Below are 19582 nucleotides of genomic sequence, written 5' to 3' on the forward strand. Positions count from 1 at the left end.
CATCGGCGTGCACGGCAGCGGCGCCGGCTCGCCGAGCACGAGCCAGCCGAGGTTCATCGGGTGCAGCCCGTCGACGTCCTTGACCGGGTCGACCGCGGAGAGGATCGCGTTCTCGTCCAGCCCGGTCGGCTGCTGCACGAGGTAGCCGGTGCACTCCGGGTCCTCGTTGAGCTCCCGGACGACCGCCAGGACCTCCTCGAGGGTGGAGTCCGCGGGCAGGTCCCGCCGGATGCTCGTGATGCCGATGTCGGCGCAGTCCTTGTGCTTGGCGCCGACGTACCAGCGCGAGCCGGGGTCGTCACCGACGAGGACCGTGCCGAGCCCGGGGGTGGTGCCGGCCTCCTTGAGGACGGCCACGCGCTCCCGCAGCTCGTCCTTGATCGTCGCCAGGACGGCCCTGCCGTCGAGGATCCGTGCGCTCACGAGGTCTCCCTTCTGCTCTGCGCTCGCCGGGCTCAGTGCGCGAAGTGCCGCGTACCGGTGAAGTACATGGTGACGCCGGCCGCCTCCGCGGCCTCGATGACCTCCGCGTCCCGCTTCGACCCGCCGGGCGCGATGACCGCGCGCACACCGGCGTCGAGGAGGACCTGCAGACCGTCCGCGAAGGGGAAGAAGGCGTCCGAGGCGGCCACGGCCCCCTGCGCCCGCTCCTCGCCGGCCCGGGAGACCGCCAGGTGGCAGGAGTCGACGCGGTTGACCTGGCCCATGCCGATGCCGACCGAGGCGCCGTCGTCCGCGAGGAGGATGGCGTTGGACTTGGTGGCGCGCACCGCTCGCCAGGCGAAGGCGAGGTCGGCCAGGGTCTGCTCGTCGGCCGCCTCGCCGCAGACGAGCGCCCACTGCGCCGGGTCGTCGCCGTGGCCCTGCATCGGGCCGTCGTCCTCCCCCTTCGCCACGACGGCGTCGATCGCGTCGCGGTCCTGCACGAGCAGACCACCGGAGATCGGTCGCACCTCGACCCCACCGGGCGTCGGTGTCGCGGCGCGCAGCAGGCGGCGGTTCTTCTTCTCCCGCAGGATCGTCAGCGCCTCCTCCTCGAAGTCCGGCGCGATGACGACCTCGGAGAAGGTGCCGTTCAGGGCCGTCGCCATCGCCGCGGTGACCGGCCGGTTGCTCGCGACGATGCCGCCGTAGGCCGACACGGGGTCGCAGGCCGCGGCGCGCTCGTAGGCGGCCTCGATGTCGGCGCCGACGGCGATGCCGCACGGGTTGGCGTGCTTGATGATCGCCACCGTCGGCTGGTCGGCGTGGTCATGGGCCGCACGCCAGGCCGCGTCGCCGTCGACGTAGTTGTTGTAGGACATCTCCTTGCCGTGCAGCTGCTCGGCGCCGGCGATCCCGTCCGACTGCCCGGCGGCGTCGGAGACGTAGAGCGCGGCGCGTTGGTGCGGGTTCTCGCCGTAGCGCAGCGGCCGCTGCCGGGTCCAGGTGCCGCCGACGAGGGCGTCGAAGCCGGTGCCGTCACCCGTGTCCGCGATGGTCCCGGCCATCCACTCCGCCACGGCCACGTCGTAGCGCGCGGTGTGCCCGAAGGCCCGGGTGGCCAGCAGCTGACGCTGCTCGAGGGTGAAGCCGCCCCCGCGCACCGCCTCGAGGACCTCACCGTAGCTCGCCGGGTCGGTGACGACGGCGACCGAGCCGTGGTTCTTCGCCGCCGCGCGAACCATGGTCGGGCCGCCGATGTCGATCTTCTCGACGCAGTCCGCGACCGATGCACCGGAGGCGACGGTCTCGGCGAAGGGGTAGAGGTTGACCACGACGAGGTCGAAGGGGGCGACCTCCAGCTCCTGGAGCTGGCGGACGTGGTCCGGGATCCGGGAGTCGGCGAGGATGCCGGCGTGCACGCGCGGGTGCAGCGTCTTCACCCGGCCGTCGAGGCACTCGGGGAAGCCGGTGAGCTCCTCCACCTTCGTCACGGGCAGGCCGAGGCCCTCGATGGCGGCAGCGGAACCACCGGTGGAGACGAGCTCGACACCGGAGTCGGCGAGGCCCCGCACGAGGTCCTCCAGTCCGCTCTTGTCGAAGACGGAGACGAGGGCGCGGCGGATCGGACGGCGTTCGGACACTTCGGGTGCTCCTGGTTCGCTGGTTCGTGCGGGTGCACCCAGGCGGGCGATGCACCCCGACTCCACTCCCCGGTGGTGACCCACCTGCGCCAGTCGTGACCTCGTCAGTCTATGCCGGTCCCGCAAAGACCAGCCAATCAGCCGAGGCGGCAGCGGCGCCCGTCCACGTGCCAGCCGCGGGTGGCCATCGCGGTGACCACGTCGACGAGCATGGCCCGCTCGACGACCTTGATCCGTTCGTGCAGGCTCTCCTCGGTGTCCTCGTCGAGCACCTCGACGACCCGCTGGTCGATGATCGGCCCGGTGTCGACGCCGGCGTCGACGAGGTGGGCGGTCGAGCCGGTGACCCGGACCCCGTGGGCGAGGGCGTCGCGCACACCGTGCGCGCCGGGAAAGGAGGGCAGCAGCGCCGGGTGGGTGTTGAGCACCGTGTGCTGCAGGACGCGGGGGCCGAGGATCTTCATGAACCCGGCGGTGACCACCAGGTCCGGGGAGTGCTCGGCGATGCGCGCGGCGAGGGCCTCGTCCCAGGCGCCCCGGTCGGGGTGCTGACCGACCCGCTCGACGAAGGTGGGCACCCCGGCGGCCACCGCCCGCTCCAGGCCCACCGTCCCCGGCCGGTCGGCGCCGGCCGCGACCACCCGCGCGGGCAGCGTGCCGGTGGCCTGTGCGTCCAGGAGTGCCTGCAGCAGGGTGCCGGAGCCGGAGACGAGGACGAGGAGACGAAGGGGGACGCTCACGGCGGCGAGTCTAGGGACCGGCCCCCTTCGCTCAGAAGTCCGGTCGGTCCATGCCGGACACCACGATGCCCACCGCCACCGCGACCACGGCGACCGTCGCGGCGGCCACCCACCACCTGCGGGGCGGGTGGGCCACGGCGTTCCAGACCGTCCACCCGAGCTCGAGCAGCGTCGCCACCCCGGTGATGACCGCACCGACGACGGCCGGCCCGAAGACCTTCGTACGGGGTGCTGCGACGCCCCCCGGATCGGTCGGCGGCAGATAGTACGTCATCGTGATCTGGCCCGCCATCACCGCCACGGTCAGGGCGCAGACGGCGAGCAGGCAGAGTGCGCCGCCGATCCGCGGCCACTGCCGCCCGACCGGGTCAGTCGTCACACCGGGCCATCCTCTCGTTGCTGTCCTCGCGGCCATGGTGCCAATTCCGGCATCGCGACGCGAGTGCGTCCAATCCACGAGTCGGCCGGCTCCGAAACCCCTGCACGAGGCGGCACCACGTCGCCGAGAGGAGAGGATCCGCAATGATGCGCACCACACGAATCGCAGGACTCGCCGCCAGCGCCGCCCTCGTCGGCCTGCCGCTCGCTGCGGGGCCGGCCAGCGCCGACTCCGGGGAGCTGACAGCACACCTCACCCAGCTCAACGACTCCGGCGCCTCCGGCACCGCGTGGGCCGAGGTGGACGGGAACCAGGTCCACATCAAGCTCGAGACGAGCGGCATGACGGCGAAGGCACCGCACGCCCAGCACGTCCACATCGGGGGCCAGAGCATGTGCCCCGATCCGGACATGGAGGGCACCGGGCCGGACGGCGCGCTGAAGACGACCGACGCGGCCGACCAGTACGGGATGGTCGCGGTCTCCCTGACCATGGAGCCGGGCAAGACCGGACCCAAGGCCGCTGTCGACGTGCCGAACTTCCCGACGGGCGACAGCTACACCTATGAGCGCACCATCGAGGTCTCCGACCAGGTGGCCCAGGACATCAAGGACGGCAACGGCGTCATCGTCACCCACGGTGTCGACCTCGACGGTTCGGGGACCTACGACGGCAAGGCCATGTCGGACCTGGACCCGAAGCTGCCCCTCGAGGCCACCGTCCCGGCCGCCTGCGGCGAGCTCGACCAGGCCCAGATGTCCATGCCCGAGGGTGGCGTCGAGACCGGCGGCAGCAGCACCGGGGGCATCGAGTACCCGGCCGCCCTGACTCTCGGCGCGGTCGCCGTGGGCCTCGGCGGCGCCGGCTTCCTGGCCGGTCGCCGCAAGAGCACCCGCTGAGCGGTGCACGCCCCACGGCACGGTGCACACCGCGGACCACGATGGGTGGTCCCGGTGTGCACCGTGCTGCTCGTGGCGGGAGGTGGCACCGTCGGGTGGGCGGCCACCCAGCAGGTGGGCGCTCCGCCCGCCCCGACCTCGGCGGCCGCCGGCAGCGGGGAGGCGAAGGGGGATCCGCTCCCCTCCACCACCGCGTCGTCCGCCCACTCGCCGGCCGGTTCGTCCGCACCATCGCCCGACGTGGAGCCGATGGCTGCCTCGCGACCGACCGAGGTGCGCCTGCCCGACATCGGTGTCCACTCCCGGCTCCAGGGCCTCGGCCTGGACGCGGCCGGCCGGTTGGAGGTGCCCGAGGGGGAGCACTACGACGAGGCGGGCTGGTACACGGGCTCGCCCACGCCCGGCGAGACCGGGCCGAGCGTGCTCCTCGGGCACGTCACCGGCAGCGGCCATGATCCCTCGATCTTCTTCGACCTCGGCGCGACGGAGGTCGGGGACCGCATCGAGGTCGACCGTCGGGACGGGTCCACGGCGGTCTTCACGGTGACGAGGGTGCGCCAGTACCCCAAGGACGACTTCCCACGCGCGGCGGTCTACGGCGCGACGAGCGATCCGGAGCTGCGCGTGATCACCTGCGGGGGCACCTACGACGAGGCCGCCCGACGTCATCTGTCCAATGTCGTGGTGTACGCAGAGCTGGTCGACTGAGCCACCGCCCGCGGCGGTCATCGGGCGCTCCCGCGCGTCAGCGACGCAGCCGCCACCAGTCGCGGGTGAGGACCACGGCGGCACCGATCCCGAGCTCGAGCAGGAGCACGACCGCGAGCCGGACCGCCGGGGCGCCGAGGTCGGAGAGGCGGGCGTTGCCGAGCGAGCCGCCGGCGACGCCGTCCAGGAGGGCCACTCCGACGGCGGTGACGGCCACGGCCGCCGCAGCGACACCGGCCTTGGTCGAGGTCGTCGCGAGGCGCGGTACCCGCCGCAGGGCGCGCCGGGCGACGAAGGCCCCGATGAGCAGCGGCACGACAACGAGCAGGTGGGTCACCCAGGGCAGCCCGCCCGGCTGCGGCTGCGCGGCGAGCACCGGCAGCATCGGGAGCACCTCGGACTCCGCACCGGACCACGTGGTGCTGGCGCCGTCGGCGGCGGAGAAGCCGGGTCCCGCGGCGAAGGAGAGCGCCCAGACGCCGAGGTTCGGCAGCAGGAGGAGCTGGGCGAGCACGAGCAGCAGGCCACCGAAGAAGCCGGCCTCGAGCGTGGACTGGATGTGGCCGACCCGATCGAGGTTGACGAGGACGGCGAGCAGGACGAGCAGGCTCCCCGCGGCCATCGACACGCCGACGCCCTCGAGACCGGGACGCAGCGCGCGGCCGAACGCGGCCGGCACGCGGTCGGTCACCCGGGCCACCCGCTCGGGCAGCACGTCGGACACGCCGTGGGCGAGCGCGAGGGCGAGCGCCGGCAGCACGAGCACCGGGACCGGCAGGAAGAGCCACGCCGGGCCGGCGGGGGCCATGAGACCGAGCAGTGCCGCCAGCACCCCGACTCCGGTGTACCCACCCAGCCACAGGCCCCGCAGCCGGGCATCGGGATCGTCCGGCAGCCCGCGGCGGGCGCCGAACCAGGCCAGCAGGAGGAGCAGGGCGGTGCCGAGCAGCGGCGTCATGGCGAGGTGCCCGGCACCGAGGTCGACCCGGCCTCCGCCGAGGACCAGCCACGTCAGTGCACCGGTGCCGACGGCATCGCCGGCCCCGGCGGTGGCGCGGGGGACCGCGAGCATGCCGAGCACGAGGAGGAGGACGGTGACGAGGAGGCCCGAAGCGGCTGTCGCCGCCCCCGCACCGGCGGCCCACCACAGGCGGCCCCGGTCCTCACCCTCGTCCACCCGTGTCGCCGAGCGGAGCATCTCCATGACCGTCACGGCGCCATGATCCCCGAGTTGTGGCCGCCACGACGGCCCGACAGGCCGTACCGTGCAAAAAGACATCACGAGGAGGCAACCTTCGCCGCCACCGACGCGTCTGGAGGAGTGAATGAAGGGAGGAGGATTGTCGGCGGCGGCCGAGTTCGACGAGTTCTACCGGGCCACCGCACAGCGCGTCGTGCACCTCGTCTATGCCTCGACCGGCGATCTCGAGCTGGCTCGCGACTCCACGCAGGAGGCGTACGCCCGCGCCTGGCAGCGCTGGGCACGGGTCAGGGACTCGGACGAGCCCCTCGCCTGGGTGCGCACCGTCGCGCGCCGCATCGCCATCTCCACTTGGCGCAAGGACACCAACCGGGCCCGGGTGCTGGAGCGCACCGGCCCCACGAGTGAGCCGGCAGCTCCGGGTGATGACCGGATGACCGTGGTCTCGGCGCTGCGCCGGCTCGGTCCGGAGGTGCGTGAGACCATCGCGCTGCACTACCTCGCCGACCTCAGCATCGACGAGATCGCCCGCCAGACCGGCTCGCCCCCCGGAACCGTCAAGGCCCGCCTGCACCGCGGGCGCCACCAGCTCGCCACGATCCTCGCCCCGAAGGAGGCCCACGATGACTGACGATCACCGCTGGGACCCCGACGAGGAGGAGCTCGTCCGGCGTGCCCTCGCGTCCCTCCGCGAGGACGTCGACGCCCACCCCCTCCCCGGGCCGGAGTCGGTGCGCGCTTCGGGCGCCGAGCTGGGTGTCCTCAGCTCCCGCCGCCATCGGGTCGTCGGCGTCCTGGCGGGCGCCGCCGCGGCCACGGTGGTCGCCGCGGGCGCCGGGATCCTCACCTGGAACAGCAGCGACGTCGCCCCGCCGGCGAGCTCCTCGACCTTCGCGGGGACGAGCAGCAGCTCTCCGGAGACGGTCGCCGTGAGGGAGGGGCTCGTCGTGCTCGGGGCACGCGAGTGGTCCGGAGCGCTCGGCCGCACCGTGCCCTCGACGGTCACGCCCGAGGACCTGACCGGTCCCTGCTTCACCCCGGACCCGGACGCGACCTGGGAGCACCGGGTGGCCCGTCTGGGAGACGGCGACGTCGCCGCCCGGCAGTGGGTCGGCACTGACGAGGAGGACCCGCAGCGGTTGCGCGACACCGTGGACGAGGCCGTCACCTCCTGCACCGACTCGTTGTCGCTGGAGAAGGTCGACTCGGGACGGCTCGGCGACGGCCGGTACCGGCTGTGGCAGGCCTCCCCGGACGGCGGTCCGGGCCAGTGGTGGCTCGAGGTGCGCCGCGGCAGCCGTCTCTCCTTCATCACCGTGGTCGAGGACGGGCCCGTCCACTCCGCGAAGGACATGCGCCGCCTCGGTCTGGGGGTGCTCGGGGAGGTCGACCTCGCCGACATCCCGCGTGAGCCGACCCCGACGAACACCTCCTCGGGTACGAGCACGCCGACCCCGACCTCGACCACGACTCCCTCCTCCCCCAGCCCGACCAGCACCGAGGAGCCTCCCGTCATGGCCGCACCGCGGCCCACCGGGAGCGCGTCCTCACCCTCCGGCTCGCCGTCCCGCAGCGATGACGACGTGGAGCCGACGACACCGCCGAGCGCCGCCATCGAGCCCGAGACGGGCAAGAGCACCACCTCGACGGAGGACCGGGACGAAGGGGGCCACCCCCAGGTCGGTGGCGTGGCCGCCCGCCACTACGTGCCCGCCGAGCGCTGGGCCTCCCCCGCGCTCACCGGTGGCGAGTCCTCCTTCGAGGGACCGGTGGAGATGGAGGGGCGGTCCTACCTGTCGGTGTGCACCTCGGCGGACTCCGGCGACCGGATCGGCGCGATCGGCATCCGCTCGGGCGAGGGGGACATGAACTACTTCGGTCAGCAGTACGTCCTGCTGACCGACGCCTCGTCCGACCGCTACGCGGAGCTGCGCGAGGGGCTGAGGTCAGGTTGCACGGGTACCGAGGCGACCGACCTGGGCAATGGCGTCTACCGGGTCGGCGACGGCGACTTCGTGGAGTACCTGGGCGTGGCCCGCATCGGCTCCGGGGTGACGATCTTGCACCTCACCGAGGCGCAGACGGCGCCCGGACCGCTCACCGACGACGTCGCCCGCAGCGAGCTGGGCCGGCTGCTGGGGATCGCGGTGACGCACTGACCGGGGGTGGGAGAAGATGGCAGTGCCGACCCGGGAGCAGGGGGGTCGACCGGGTCGGCACTGTAGCCGCCATGGTAAAGGAACGGTAAGCGAACGTCACGGGTGGACTTCCCCGGGCGTCGTGCCGCTGGTCACTCCCGCAGCGACCGGAGCGTGCGCAGCGTCGAGACGGCCGCCTCCGCGGCCTCCCGTCCCTTGTCCTCCCGCGAGCCCGGCAGGCCCGCGCGGTCGATGGCCTGGCCCTCGTCGTCGCACGTGAGCAGGCCGAAGCCGACCGGGGTCCCGGACTCGAGCGCGACACGTGAGAGCCCCTCGGTCGCGGCGGTGCACACGTAGTCGAAGTGCGGGGTGCCCCCGCGGATGATGACGCCGAGTGCCACGACCGCGTCGTGGGTCCGGGCCAGCTGGGCGGCGACGACCGGCAGCTCGAAGCTGCCGGCGACCCGCACCACCTGCGGGTCGATCCCCGCGTCGGCGAGCGCCGCCTCCGCTCCCCCGACCAACCCGTCCATGATGGTCGTGTGCCAGCTGGAGGCGACGATCGCGACGGTCACGTCGCTCGCATCGCCCAGGTCCAGGCTCGGTGCGCCCTCGCCACTCATGTCGTGCTCCCTTCGTCCGTCTCCGGCAGCCACGGCAGGTCGTGGCCCATCCGGTCCCGTTTGGTGCGCAGGTAGCGCAGGTTCTCCATCGTCACCCCGGCCGCGAGCGGTACCCGCTCGCTCACCTCGACCCCGAGCGTGGTGAGGGCCGTGACCTTGGTCGGGTTGTTGCTCAGCAGCCGCACCCGGTCCACGCCGAGGTCGCGCAGGATCTGTGCCGCGTGGGTGTAGTCACGGGCGTCGACCGGCAGGCCGAGGTTGAGGTTGGCATCGACGGTGTCCTCGCCGGCGTCCTGCTGGGCGTAGGCACGCAGCTTGCCGAGCAGCCCGATGCCGCGCCCCTCGTGCCCCCGGACGTAGACGATGATGCCCCCGCCGGCCTCGACGACCTGCCGCTGGGCGGCCTCCAGCTGGGGCCCGCAGTCGCAGCGCCGGGAGTGCAGGACGTCCCCGGTGAGGCACTCGCTGTGCACCCGGACCAGCGGCGTGCCGGTCGTGATGTCGCCGTGGACGAGCGCGACGTGCTCGCTGCCGTCCACGCCGCTGCGGTAGCCGTGGGCGACGAAGTCCCCGTGGGCCGTCGGCAGCCGGGTGGTGACGACGCGATCGACGAGGGCCTCGGTGCGACGACGCAGGTCGACGAGGTCGGCGATGCTCACCAGCGCCCAGCCGCGCTCGTCCGCGACCCGGCGCAGCGAGGGCAGTCGGGCCATCGACCCGTCCTCCTCGACGACCTCGCAGATGACACCGGCGGGTGCGCGCCCCGCCAGCCGGCAGAGGTCGACGGCCGCCTCGGTGTGCCCCCGACGCTCCAGCACGCCACCGCTGCGGGCGCGCAGCGGGAACATGTGCCCGGGCCGAGCGAGGTCCCCGCGCATCGTCCTGGGGTCGGCGAGCAGCCGGGCGGTCCGGGAGCGGTCCGCCGCGCTGATGCCGGTGCTCACGCCGGTGCGCGCGTCGACCGAGACCGTGTAGGCGGTGCCCTTGGCGTCCTCGTTGACCCGGGTCATCGGGGGCAGGCCGAGGCGGTCCAGCTCCTCGCCGATCATCGCCACGCACACCACCCCGCTGCCGAGGCGCACGGTCAGGCCCATGAGCTCGGGGGTGGCCGCGTCCGCGGCGAAGATGATGTCACCCTCGTTCTCGCGGTCGGCGTCGTCGACGACGAGGACGGGACGGCCCGCACCGATCTCGGCCACCGCACGCTCGATCGGGTCGAGCATCGACTCGGGATGGTCCCCGTGGGCGTGGCGCTCGAGGTGGTCCTGCGCTGTCATCGCGCGTCCTCCTGGTCCAGGTCCAGCTGGCGCTGGACGTACTTGCCGATGACATCGACCTCGACGTTGACCCGGTCCCCGACGGCCTTGTGCCCCAACGTCGTCAGCTCCATCGTCGTGGGGATCAGGGCCACCTCAACGTGCTCGCGACCCACCGCGGTCAGCGTGAGGCTCACGCCGTCCAGGCAGATGGAACCCTTCTCCACGACGAAGGGGGCCAGGTCGCCCGGGATCTGCAGGCGCACCACGTCTCCCTCACGGCCTCGTCCCTCCGGGCGACGTTCGGAGATCGTCGCGACCGCATCCACGTGCCCCTGCACGAGGTGGCCGTCGAGCCGGGAGCCGAGGACCATCGCCCGCTCGAGGTTGACCCGGTCCCCGACACGCAGGTCGCCGAGGGCGCTGCGGCGCAGGCTCTCCGCGATGACGTCGAAGGTGACGCGGTCCCCCTTCGGACTGGGGTCGGTGACCGTCAGGCACACCCCGTCGACGGCGATCGAGGCACCGTGGGTGGCGCCGCGCGTCGCGACCCGGCCGGCGACCGTGATCCGGCTGGAGTCACCCGTGGGTTCGATCGCGACGACCTCCCCCAGCTCCTCGATGATCCCGGTGAACATCAGCTGATCCTCCTGACGGCAGCAGTGATGGCGACGTCCTCACCCAGGCGGGTGACGTCGGTGGTGGTCAGGCGCAGGGCCTCGGTGATCGTGGCGATGCCCGCGTCCTCCAGGACGGGGCGACCGGCACCCAGCAGGGCCGGTGCGACGTGGGCGACGACCTCGTCGACGAGGTCGGCGGCGACGAAGGCGCCCGCGAGCCGGGCACCCCCTTCGAGCAGGACGGAGCGGATCCCTCTCTCCTGCAGGCCGTGCAGCACCGCGGGCAGGTCGAGACCGTCGGCCGCGGGCACCGCGAGGACACCGACGCCGGCGTCGGTCAGGCGGCTGGCATCTGTGCCCTCGGCGACGACGACGAGGGTGTCGGCGGCGTCGTCGAGCACCCGTGCGGTGAGGGGGATCTCGGCCCGGGCGTCGAGCACGACGCGCAGCGGCGACGGGGCGCCCGGGAGGTCCCGGACGGCCAGGTGGGGGTCGTCCGCCCGCAGCGTGCCGGTCCCGACGAGGACGGCGTCCCGCTCGGCCCGCAGCTCGTGCACCGCCCGGCGGGCAGGGGCGCCGGTGATCCAGCGGCTCGTGCCGTCGGCGGCAGCGGTGCGCCCGTCCAGGGTGGCTGCGGACTTCCACGTGACGAAGGGTCGGCCGGTGCGCACCGAGTGCAGCCAGGCGCGGTTGACGTGGGTCGCCGCCTCCCGGCCGACTCCCTCGTCCACCTCGATGCCGGCCGCGCGCAGGTCCTGCAGCCCGCCACCGGCATCGCCGGTCGGGTCCGCCACCGCCACGACGACGCGGGTGATGCCCGCCTCGACGAGCGCGCGGGTGCACGGGCCGGTGCGGCCGCTGTGGCGGCACGGCTCGAGGGTGACGACGGCGGTGCCGCCCCGTGCCCGCTCGCCGGCGTCCGCCAGGGCAGCCACCTCGGCGTGCGGTCCTCCCGCCCGCTGGTGGAGGCCCTCGCCGACGACGTGGCCGTCGCGGTCGAGGATGACGCAGCCGACGACGGGGTTCGGGCTGGTGCGCCCCAGGCCCCCGGCGGCGAGCACGACGGCACGGTCCATCGCCTCGGCTGGTGTCATCTGCTGGCCGGCCATCTGCCCTCTCCGTGCTCGGTACACGAGCCCGGTGGGGCGAAGGGGGTGGCAGCCCGGTTCTCGGGCGACGACGGCGATCGGGGCGCCGGGCCCCGTTGCGGGACCGGCACGACCGGAACCGTCGCGTGCTGCCTCCCATCCGGACTTTCACCGTCGGTGCTGGAGTTCCACCAGCTCGGCCCGCCCTCGAGGAGGACGGGTTCGCGGACTGTCACCGCCGGCTCGGACTTCCACCGACCCCGGAGCACGCGTACGACTTGCTCGTACGCCGAGCAGTCTACGCCAGCGCGTCGGCGGACCCTGCGGTGGTGTGGTCACACTCACCGAGCGGGCCCACTGCCGCCGGTCAGCCCGTGGCGAGCGCCTTGAGCCGGGTGTAGGAGCCGTTGAAGACGTTCTTGTCGATGGGGTCGTCGGTGTACTGCCAGAAGGTGTACCAACCCCACCCGGGCGGCAGCGACCCGGCGCTGGAGCCGTAGCGGGCGATCCACAGCGGGGACTTGTTCGCGAACGACGTGTCCGAGCCGACGCACTGGTTCCACCAGTTGGTGTTGGAGTAGATGACCGGGTACCGACCGGTGAGGGTCTTGTACCGATTGAGGAAGGAATTCATCCAGGAGCGCATCTGGGTCTTCGTCTTGCCGTAGCAGGTGGCGCCGTAGGGGTTCCACTCCATGTCGAGGGCTCCCGGCAGCGTCTTGCCGTCCGAGGACCAGCCGCCGCCGTTGGCGACGAAGTGGTTCGCCTGCGTGGCGCCGCTGGACTTGTTCGGGAGCGCGAAGTGGTACGCGCCGCGGATCATGCCGGCGTCGTAGGACCCGTTGTACTGCTGGGTGAAGTAGGAACTCGTGTAGCTCGTGCCCTCCGTCGCCTTGACGTAGGCGAAGCGGTTGCCGGCCGCGCGCTGGGCCGACCAGTCGACATTGCCCTGCCAGCTCGAGACGTCGATGCCGGGGACCCCGGAGACGGCGGTGTCGGCAGCGGCGCTGCGGTCCGCGGAGCGCTCGTCGTGCAGCTTCCAGCCCATCTGGGCGCGGCCGGGGGGCGGGTCATCCGGGTCTGCGGCATTCGCCGAGGGGGCGGCACAGAGCGCGAGCACGCCGGTGAGGGCGGCGGCGCGCAGGACGGATCGGAGCATGGGAGCTTCTCCTCGTTCAGGGGGCGGGCGCGCGAGGGGGTCGCGCCACCGCAGAGGCTAGAGATCGAAGGTGACCACGAGGCAAGCATTGGGTCGAGATTTCGTCCCGGATTGGTCAACACCGGTGTGCCGCAACCCCCTTCGCGCGCAAGTGAGCCTCGAAGGGCGCTGCGCCGCGGCGGCACCGCTCCCGTCAACCAGGTAACTCGCGAGTAGGTGCCACGACGAAGGGCGGGTGCCGGGAAGACCCGGCACCCGCCCTTCGTGTGGGGAGGGATCACTTGCCCTGCATGATCTCCCGCATGAGCTCGGCGGTCTCGGACGGCGTCTTGCCGACCTTGACGCCCGCGGCCTCGAGGGCCTCCTTCTTCGCGGCCGCCGTGCCGGAGGAGCCGGAGACGATGGCGCCGGCGTGGCCCATCGTCTTGCCCTCCGGGGCGGTGAAGCCCGCGACGTAGCCGACGACCGGCTTGGAGACGTTGTCCTTGATGTAGTCGGCCGCACGCTCCTCGGCGTCGCCACCGATCTCGCCGATCATGACGATCGCGTCGGTCTCGGGGTCCTTCTCGAAGGCCTCGAGGCAGTCGATGTGCGTCGTGCCGATGACCGGGTCACCACCGATGCCGATGGCGGTGGAGAAGCCGAAGTCACGCAGCTCGTACATCATCTGGTAGGTCAGCGTGCCCGACTTGGACACCAGGCCGATGCGGCCGGCCCCGGCGATGCTCGCAGGGATGATGCCGGCGTTGGACTTGCCGGGGCTGATGACGCCGGGGCAGTTCGGGCCGATGATCCGGGTCTGCTTGCCCACGCTGTAGTTGTAGAACTCCGCGGAGTCCTTGACGGCGATGCCCTCGGTGATGACGACGGCGGTGCCGATCTCGGCGTCGATGGCCTCGACGACCGCGGACTTGGCGAAGGCCGGCGGCACGAAGATGACGGACACGTCGGCGCCCGTCTCCTTCATCGCGTCGCCGACGGAGCCGAAGACGGGCACGCTCTGCCCGGAGGGGAAGTCGACGCTCTGGCCGGCCTTCTTGGGGTTGACGCCGCCCACGACGTTGGTGCCGGCGGCGAGCATGAGCGTGGTGTGCTTCATGCCCTCGGAGCCGGTCATGCCCTGGACGATGACCTTGGATTCTGCGGTGAGGAAGATTGCCATGGTTGTTTTCTCTACGTCCTTTACTTCGCGGCCAGCTCGGCGGCCTTGCGGGCGGCACCGTCCATCGTGTCCTCGATGGACACGAGCGGGTGGTTGAACTCGGCGAGGATGCGACGACCCTCGTCGACGTTGTTGCCGTCCAGGCGGACGACGAGCGGCTTCGTCGCGCCGTCACCGAGGGTCTTCAGCGCGCCGACGATGCCGTTGGCGACGGCGTCGCAGGCGGTGATGCCACCGAAGACGTTGACGAAGACGGACTTGACCTGCTCGTCACCGAGGATGACGTCCAGACCGTTGGCCATGACCTCGGCGGAGGCGCCGCCACCGATGTCGAGGAAGTTGGCCGGCTTGGCCTTGCCGCCGGTGTGGTCCTCACCGGCGTAGGCGACGACGTCGAGGGTGCTCATGACGAGCCCCGCGCCGTTGCCGATGATGCCGACGTTGCCGTCGAGCTTGACGTAGTTGAGGTCCTTCTCCTTGGCCTTGGCCTCCAGCGGGTCCGTGGCGGCCTTGTCCTCGAGGGCCGCGTGGTCCGGCTGGCGGAAGGCGGCGTTGCCGTCGAGGGTGACCTTGCCGTCGAGGGCCACGATGTCGCCCTGCTCGGTCTTGACCAGCGGGTTGACCTCGACGAGCGTGGCGTCCTCGTCCCGGTAGACGACCCACAGCTTCTTGAGGGCCTCGGCGATCTTGGCGCCGTCCGCCTCGTCGAAGCCCGCGGCCGTGACGATCTCCTTCGCCTTGGCGTCGTCGATGCCCACGTTCGGGTCGACCTCGACGCGGGCGAGGGCCTCCGGGCGCTCGACGGCGAGCTGCTCGATCTCCATGCCGCCCTCCTTGGAGCACATGGCGAGGTAGGACCGGTTGGCCCGGTCGAGCAGGATCGAGAAGTAGTACTCCTCGGCGATCTGCGCGCCCTGGGCGATCATCACCTTCTGGACCGTGTGGCCCTTGATGTCCATGCCCAGGATGGCCTCGGCGTGGGCCTCGGCCTCGTCGAGGGTCTTGGCGACCTTGACGCCACCTGCCTTGCCGCGCCCACCGGTCTTGACCTGGGCCTTGACGACGGTGACGCCGCCGCTCTTGGCCCCGATCGTCTCGGCGGCCGCGCGGGCCTCCTGCGGGGTGGTGGCAACGGAGCCGGCCAGGACCGGGACGCCGTGCTTCTCGAACACATCGCGTGCTTGGTACTCGAAGAGATCCACGAGGGTAATTCCGTCCTTGCTGTGATAACGGGGTGCAGGCCGAGGGTATCGCTTCGCTCGAGGGCCGGGCACGACCGGGGGCGGGTGGTATCCCCCACGACGGCCTGCTCGTGGTTACCCTGCAGTCACCATGGTGTCGCAGAACGTCACGACCACGGCGGTCGAGGAGGTCCCGGTGGAGCCCCCACCGGGGTCCTCGCTGCGCTCCGAGCTCTGCCGGCAGCTGCGACGGATGGCCACGCCGCAGGCCGTGGCCTTCGCCGCCGTCGAGCTGGTCTGGGCGAGCACCCACGTGTCGCTCTACCCCTTCGGGACGCGGCCGCCGCGACGCGGCCGGGTCGGGCACACCTACAGCCTGGAGTCCCTGACCCCGCTGCAGCGCGGCATGGTCGTCGCGGCCGGCCCGCAGCTCGGCACCCCGATCCTGCTGCTGCACGGGCTGGCGGACAACCACTCGATCTTCGCGCTGCTGCGCCGTGGTCTGCTGCGCCGCGGCTTCACGCGGGTCTTCGCGATGAACTACTCGATCCGGACCAAGGACGTGCGCACCGCCGCCATCCAGCTCGCGGAGGAGATCGAGCGGATCTGCGAGGAGACCGGGTTCGAGCGGATCCACGTCGTCGCCCACAGCCTCGGCGGGATCATCGCCCGGTACTACGTGACCCGTCTCGGCGGCGATGAGCGGGTGCACACCCTCGTCACCCTCGGTGCCCCGCACCGCGGCACCCTCGTGGCCCACCTCCTGCCGACCGCCCTCACCCGTCAGCTGCGGCCGGGAAGTGCCCTGATGCACGACCTGAACGCCCCCGCGCCGGAGTGTCGCACCCGGGTCATCTCCTTCTGGTCGGACACCGACGAGGCGGTCGTACCCGCCTCCAACGGGGTGCTGCACCAGGAGGGCGTGGACGTGACGAACGTCGAGCTGCACGGGGTGGGGCACCTGTCGTTGCCGATCCTGCCCTCGGTCGCCCACCGCATCTCCACCGGGCTGGTCCAGCTGGACTCGAAGGGGGCCCCCACGGCCTCCGTCACGGACATCACCGGCCTCCCCCGCTGAGCCGGAGCGGTATCGTCCTCGGGTCGTCCGCTCCCCTGCCCCGAGGACACCCGCCGTCATGATCCGTTACGCCGGCCGGCACCGACCGCGCAGTGCCCGCCGCACCGCGCGACCGCGCATCCGTGCGTCCGCCTGGCTGCGCCGCGGCGTGCCCGCACTCGCGATCGGGGCCCTCTTGCTCACCGGCGTCGCGGCGGGCAGCCGGAGCGGGGCACTGCCGGGCCTCGGTGACGTGTCCGGCGACCCCGGGGCATCCGCCATGACGAGGCCGGGCGCGGACAGGGACCTCCAGCGTGCCTCCCGCGACGGTCGGCGCGGCCCTTCCCCCGCCGAGGAGGACCGCGCCGACACGCTCACCCTCATGGCGGGGTCGCAGCAGGAGGAGGCGCAGGAGCGGCGGGAGGCGACCGAGCCGCCTGCCACGTGGGTGATGCCGGTGAGGCAGGCCCCCTTCACCTCCGGTTACGGGCAGCGGTGGGGCCGGCTGCACGCGGGCAACGACTACGGCGTCGACGTCGGGACCCCGGTCCGTTCGATGGGTGACGGGACGGTCCTCGCCGCCGGCGAGATGGCCGGGTACGGCATCCGGGTGGACATCGAGTACGCGGACGGCACCGTCTCCCGCTACGGCCACCTCTCCTCGACGTCGGTGGACGAAGGGGATGAGGTCACCCGCGGCGAGGTCGTCGCCGAGTCGGGGAACACCGGGCACTCCACGGGACCGCACCTGCACCTGGAGATCCGCCCCGGCGACGGTGACCCGGTCGACCCGAGCCCCTGGCTCGCGAGGCACGGGCTCGACGGGGAGCCGACGGGGTAGGAGCCCCTCAGAGCTTCTCGAGCGGGGCGTAGCGCAGCAGCAGCCGCTTGACGCCGTCCTCGTCACCGAAGTCCACGTGGGCCAGCGCCTTCTCGCCCTCGCCCTCGACCCGCACGACCGTCCCGAGACCGAAGGTGTCGTGGGTGACCTTGTCCCCCGCGTCGAGCCTGATGGCCGGTCGGTTGCCCGGGGACTTCGCCCGCGGCCGTGCCGCCAGCCGGGCCACGGCCGGCTGGCCGCCGACACCGGGGCGGGCCGGACCCACCTTCGGCCCCTCCCGCTCCCACTGCAGCAGCGTCTCCGGGATCTCGTCGAGGAAGCGTGAGGCCGGGTTGTACTGGGGCGTGCCGAAGGCGCTGCGCACCGACGCCCGGGAGAGGTGCAGCCGCTCCTTGGCCCGGGTGATGCCGACATAGGCCAGTCGGCGCTCCTCCTCCAGCTCCTTCTCGTCGCCGAGGCTGCGCTGGTGGGGGAAGGTGCCGTCCTCCAACCCGGTGAGGAAGACCGCGGGGAACTCCAGGCCCTTGGCCGTGTGCAGCGTCATCAGCGTGACGACGCCACCGTCGTCCGCGTCGTCGGGGATCTCGTCGGCGTCGGCGACGAGGCTCACCTGCTCGAGGAAGTCGTCGAGGCTGACGACCTCGCCCGTCGCCTCGCGGGTGGCGTCGAACTCCCGGGCCACGCCGACGAGCTCGGCAAGGTTCTCCAGGCGGGTCTCGTCCTGCGGGTCGCGGCTGGCCTGCAGCTCGCTGACGTAGCCGGTGCGCTCCAGGACCGCCTCGAGCAGGTCGCCGATGCCGGCGCCGTCCTCCTGCAGCTCACGCAGCCCCTCCAGGAGGGTGGTGAAGCCCTTGATGGCGGTGGCGGAACGGGTGGCGATGCCGGGGGCGTCCTCGGCCCGGCCGAGCGCCGCGACGAAGGGGATGCGCTCACGCTCCGCGAGCTGGGAGACCGCGGCCTGGGCCCGGTCGCCGATGCCCCGCTTCGGGGTGTTGAGGATGCGGCGCAGGTTCACGTCGTCGACCGGGTTGGCGACGACGTGCAGGTAGGCCAGGGCGTCCTTGACCTCCCGCCGCTCGTAGAAGCGGGTACCGCCGACCACCTTGTACGGCAGGCCGACCCGCACGAAGACCTCCTCGATCGCACGGGACTGGGCATTGGTCCGGTAGAAGACGGCGACGTCCTTGGGCTGCACGCCGTGCTCGTCCTGGAGCCGGTCGATGCTCGTCGCGATGAAGGAGGCCTCGTCGTGCTCGTTGTCCCCGACGTAACCGATGATCGACTCGCCCTCGCCGGCCTCGGTCCACAGGTTCTTCTTGCGGCGGGACTCGTTGCGCTCGATGACGGCGTTGGCCGCGGTGAGGATCGTCTGGGTGGAGCGGTAGTTCTGCTCCAGCAGGATGGTGCGCGCGTCCGGGTAGTCCTGCTCGAACTCGATGATGTTGCGGATCGAGGCGCCGCGGAAGGCGTAGATCGACTGGTCCGCGTCACCGACGACGACGAGGTCGCTCGGCGGGACGGCCTTGGGGTCGCGCTCCGCCGCGTCGTCGGTGCCGCCGACGAGCTCGCGGACCAGCTGGTACTGCGCGTGGTTGGTGTCCTGGTACTCGTCGACGAGGACGTGGCGGAAGCGGCGCCGGTAGTGCTCGGAGACGTCCGGGAAGGCCTGCAGCATGTGCACCGTCGTCATGATGATGTCGTCGAAGTCCAGCGCATTGGCCTGCCGCAGCCGCCGCTGGTACTCGGTGTAGACGTCCGAGAGCACCTTCTCCTGGTGGGTGCCTCCCGGGTCCTCGGCGTCCTCGTCACCGGCGACCCGGCGGGCGTACTCCTCCTCGTCGACGAGCTCGTTCTTGAGGTTGCTGATCTGGTGGGAGAAGGCCCGCGGCCGGTACCGCTTGGAGTCCAGGTCCAGGTCGCGCATCACGAGGGAGACGAGGCGCTGGCTGTCCGCCGCGTCGTAGATCGAGAAGGTGGACTTCATCCCGACCTTCGCCGCCTCGCGGCGCAGGATCCGCACGCACGCGGAGTGGAAGGTCATCACCCACATCGCACGCGCCCGGGGACCGACGAGCTCCTCGACCCGCTCGCGCATCTCCGCGGCGGCCTTGTTCGTGAAGGTGATCGCCAGGATCTGGCCGGGCTGGACCCCCTTCGCGCCGAGGAGGTGAGCGATGCGGTGGGTGAGCACGCGGGTCTTGCCGGAGCCGGCGCCGGCGACGATGAGGAGGGGGCCCCCTTCGTGCAGGACGGCCTCGCGCTGCGAGGGGTTCAGCCCCGCCACCAGCTCCTCGGGATCGGCGGGGCCGACCGCGGCGTGCGGCGCGCTGGCCGGGGTCTGGCCGGAGAGCGCCCAGGTGGGCACACCGGAGTCCGTGACGTCGCCGGTCCAGCCACCGGGCAGGGCATCGGGAAGGTCGTCGAAGAGGCTGCTCATCTCGCCCTCCAGCCTACGTCGGGGCAC

General features: G+C 72.3%; 19 protein-coding genes and 2 riboswitches. Of the genes, 6 read left to right on the forward strand and 13 right to left on the reverse strand.

The features are described 5' to 3' along the window. The 4 genes from JCO01S_RS07820 to JCO01S_RS07835 all read right to left on the reverse strand — a co-directional run. The coding region (locus JCO01S_RS07820; RefSeq protein WP_281189184.1) for a tetrahydrofolate dehydrogenase/cyclohydrolase catalytic domain-containing protein at nucleotides 1–423 on the reverse strand (423 nt) is incomplete at its 3' end. Between the two features lie 32 nt (nucleotides 424–455). Next, on the reverse strand, nucleotides 456–2066 hold the full coding sequence (gene purH, locus JCO01S_RS07825) for a bifunctional phosphoribosylaminoimidazolecarboxamide formyltransferase/IMP cyclohydrolase (protein WP_068253378.1): 1611 nt from the start codon (nucleotides 2064–2066) through the stop codon (nucleotides 456–458). A gap of 29 nt (nucleotides 2067–2095) precedes the next feature. Continuing rightward, nucleotides 2096–2173, reverse strand: a riboswitch (ZMP/ZTP riboswitch). A 30-nt stretch (nucleotides 2174–2203) separates the two neighbouring features. Then, a complete protein-coding gene (purN, locus tag JCO01S_RS07830; RefSeq protein ID WP_068253379.1) occupies nucleotides 2204–2806 on the reverse strand; it encodes a phosphoribosylglycinamide formyltransferase in 603 nt (200 codons plus the stop codon). A gap of 31 nt (nucleotides 2807–2837) precedes the next feature. Further along, complete coding sequence (locus JCO01S_RS07835) at nucleotides 2838–3185, reverse strand: hypothetical protein (protein ID WP_068253380.1); 348 nt, start codon at nucleotides 3183–3185, stop codon at nucleotides 2838–2840. Between the two features lie 146 nt (nucleotides 3186–3331). On the opposite strand from JCO01S_RS07835, the gene JCO01S_RS07840 reads away from it, so the two are divergent. Next, a complete protein-coding gene (locus JCO01S_RS07840; protein WP_157074517.1) occupies nucleotides 3332–4084 on the forward strand; it encodes a CHRD domain-containing protein in 753 nt (250 codons plus the stop codon). 54 nt (nucleotides 4085–4138) lie between these two features. Then, complete coding sequence (locus JCO01S_RS07845) at nucleotides 4139–4792, forward strand: class F sortase (protein ID WP_068253388.1); 654 nt, start codon at nucleotides 4139–4141, stop codon at nucleotides 4790–4792. Nucleotides 4793–4829: 37 nt separating this feature from the next. On the opposite strand, the gene JCO01S_RS07850 is transcribed toward JCO01S_RS07845, so the two are convergent. Continuing rightward, nucleotides 4830–5996, reverse strand: coding sequence for a cell division protein PerM (locus JCO01S_RS07850; protein WP_245634369.1), 1167 nt, complete (start codon nucleotides 5994–5996; stop codon nucleotides 4830–4832). Nucleotides 5997–6117: 121 nt separating this feature from the next. Here JCO01S_RS07850 and JCO01S_RS07855 point away from each other — a divergent pair, with 121 nt between their 5' ends. Both JCO01S_RS07855 and JCO01S_RS07860 read left to right on the forward strand, forming a co-directional pair. Then, nucleotides 6118–6624 carry an RNA polymerase sigma factor gene (locus tag JCO01S_RS07855; protein WP_068253401.1) on the forward strand — a complete coding sequence of 169 codons (507 nt, stop codon included), beginning with the start codon at nucleotides 6118–6120 and terminating at the stop codon, nucleotides 6622–6624. Then, on the forward strand, nucleotides 6617–8152 hold the full coding sequence (locus tag JCO01S_RS07860; protein ID WP_068253402.1) for a hypothetical protein: 1536 nt from the start codon (nucleotides 6617–6619) through the stop codon (nucleotides 8150–8152). Before JCO01S_RS07855 ends, JCO01S_RS07860 begins: the two co-directional genes overlap by 8 nt. Before the next feature lie 131 nt (nucleotides 8153–8283). Here JCO01S_RS07860 and ribH read toward each other — a convergent pair whose 3' ends face one another. The 7 genes from ribH to sucC form a co-directional block, all read right to left on the reverse strand. Next, entirely contained in the window at nucleotides 8284–8754 is a 471-nt protein-coding gene (gene ribH / locus JCO01S_RS07865; protein ID WP_068253409.1) for a 6,7-dimethyl-8-ribityllumazine synthase, read from the reverse strand. Further along, nucleotides 8751–10031 carry a bifunctional 3,4-dihydroxy-2-butanone-4-phosphate synthase/GTP cyclohydrolase II gene (locus JCO01S_RS07870; protein WP_084342742.1) on the reverse strand — a complete coding sequence of 427 codons (1281 nt, stop codon included), beginning with the start codon at nucleotides 10029–10031 and terminating at the stop codon, nucleotides 8751–8753. Before JCO01S_RS07870 ends, ribH begins: the two co-directional genes overlap by 4 nt. Then, nucleotides 10028–10648: a riboflavin synthase gene (locus JCO01S_RS07875; RefSeq protein WP_068253413.1), complete on the reverse strand. Its 621-nt coding sequence runs from the start codon at nucleotides 10646–10648 to the stop codon at nucleotides 10028–10030. The genes JCO01S_RS07870 and JCO01S_RS07875 overlap by 4 nt, the downstream gene beginning before the upstream one ends. Then, complete coding sequence (ribD, locus tag JCO01S_RS07880) at nucleotides 10648–11739, reverse strand: bifunctional diaminohydroxyphosphoribosylaminopyrimidine deaminase/5-amino-6-(5-phosphoribosylamino)uracil reductase RibD (protein ID WP_068253415.1); 1092 nt, start codon at nucleotides 11737–11739, stop codon at nucleotides 10648–10650. Before ribD ends, JCO01S_RS07875 begins: the two co-directional genes overlap by 1 nt. A 121-nt stretch (nucleotides 11740–11860) precedes the next feature. Continuing rightward, nucleotides 11861–11991: riboswitch (FMN riboswitch) on the reverse strand. A gap of 94 nt (nucleotides 11992–12085) precedes the next feature. Beyond that, complete coding sequence (locus tag JCO01S_RS07885; protein ID WP_084342743.1) at nucleotides 12086–12877, reverse strand: lysozyme; 792 nt, start codon at nucleotides 12875–12877, stop codon at nucleotides 12086–12088. 277 nt (nucleotides 12878–13154) lie between these two features. Beyond that, nucleotides 13155–14039: a succinate--CoA ligase subunit alpha gene (gene sucD, locus JCO01S_RS07890; protein WP_068253417.1), complete on the reverse strand. Its 885-nt coding sequence runs from the start codon at nucleotides 14037–14039 to the stop codon at nucleotides 13155–13157. A gap of 20 nt (nucleotides 14040–14059) precedes the next feature. Then, nucleotides 14060–15241, reverse strand: a complete 1182-nt coding sequence (gene sucC / locus JCO01S_RS07895) for an ADP-forming succinate--CoA ligase subunit beta (protein WP_068253419.1) — start codon at nucleotides 15239–15241, stop codon at nucleotides 14060–14062. A 130-nt stretch (nucleotides 15242–15371) separates the two neighbouring features. On the opposite strand from sucC, the gene JCO01S_RS07900 reads away from it, so the two are divergent. Beyond that, entirely contained in the window at nucleotides 15372–16298 is a 927-nt protein-coding gene (locus JCO01S_RS07900) for an esterase/lipase family protein (RefSeq protein ID WP_245634367.1), read from the forward strand. Between the two features lie 58 nt (nucleotides 16299–16356). Beyond that, a complete protein-coding gene (locus JCO01S_RS07905; protein ID WP_068253422.1) occupies nucleotides 16357–17118 on the forward strand; it encodes a M23 family metallopeptidase in 762 nt (253 codons plus the stop codon). A 7-nt stretch (nucleotides 17119–17125) separates the two neighbouring features. Here JCO01S_RS07905 and pcrA read toward each other — a convergent pair whose 3' ends face one another. After that, entirely contained in the window at nucleotides 17126–19555 is a 2430-nt protein-coding gene (gene pcrA / locus JCO01S_RS07910; protein WP_068253425.1) for a DNA helicase PcrA, read from the reverse strand. Nucleotides 19556–19582: the final 27 nt, after the last annotated feature.

This window comes from Janibacter corallicola NBRC 107790, assembly GCF_001570965.1.
GTDB classification, from domain to species: Bacteria; Actinomycetota; Actinomycetes; order Actinomycetales; family Dermatophilaceae; genus Janibacter; species Janibacter corallicola.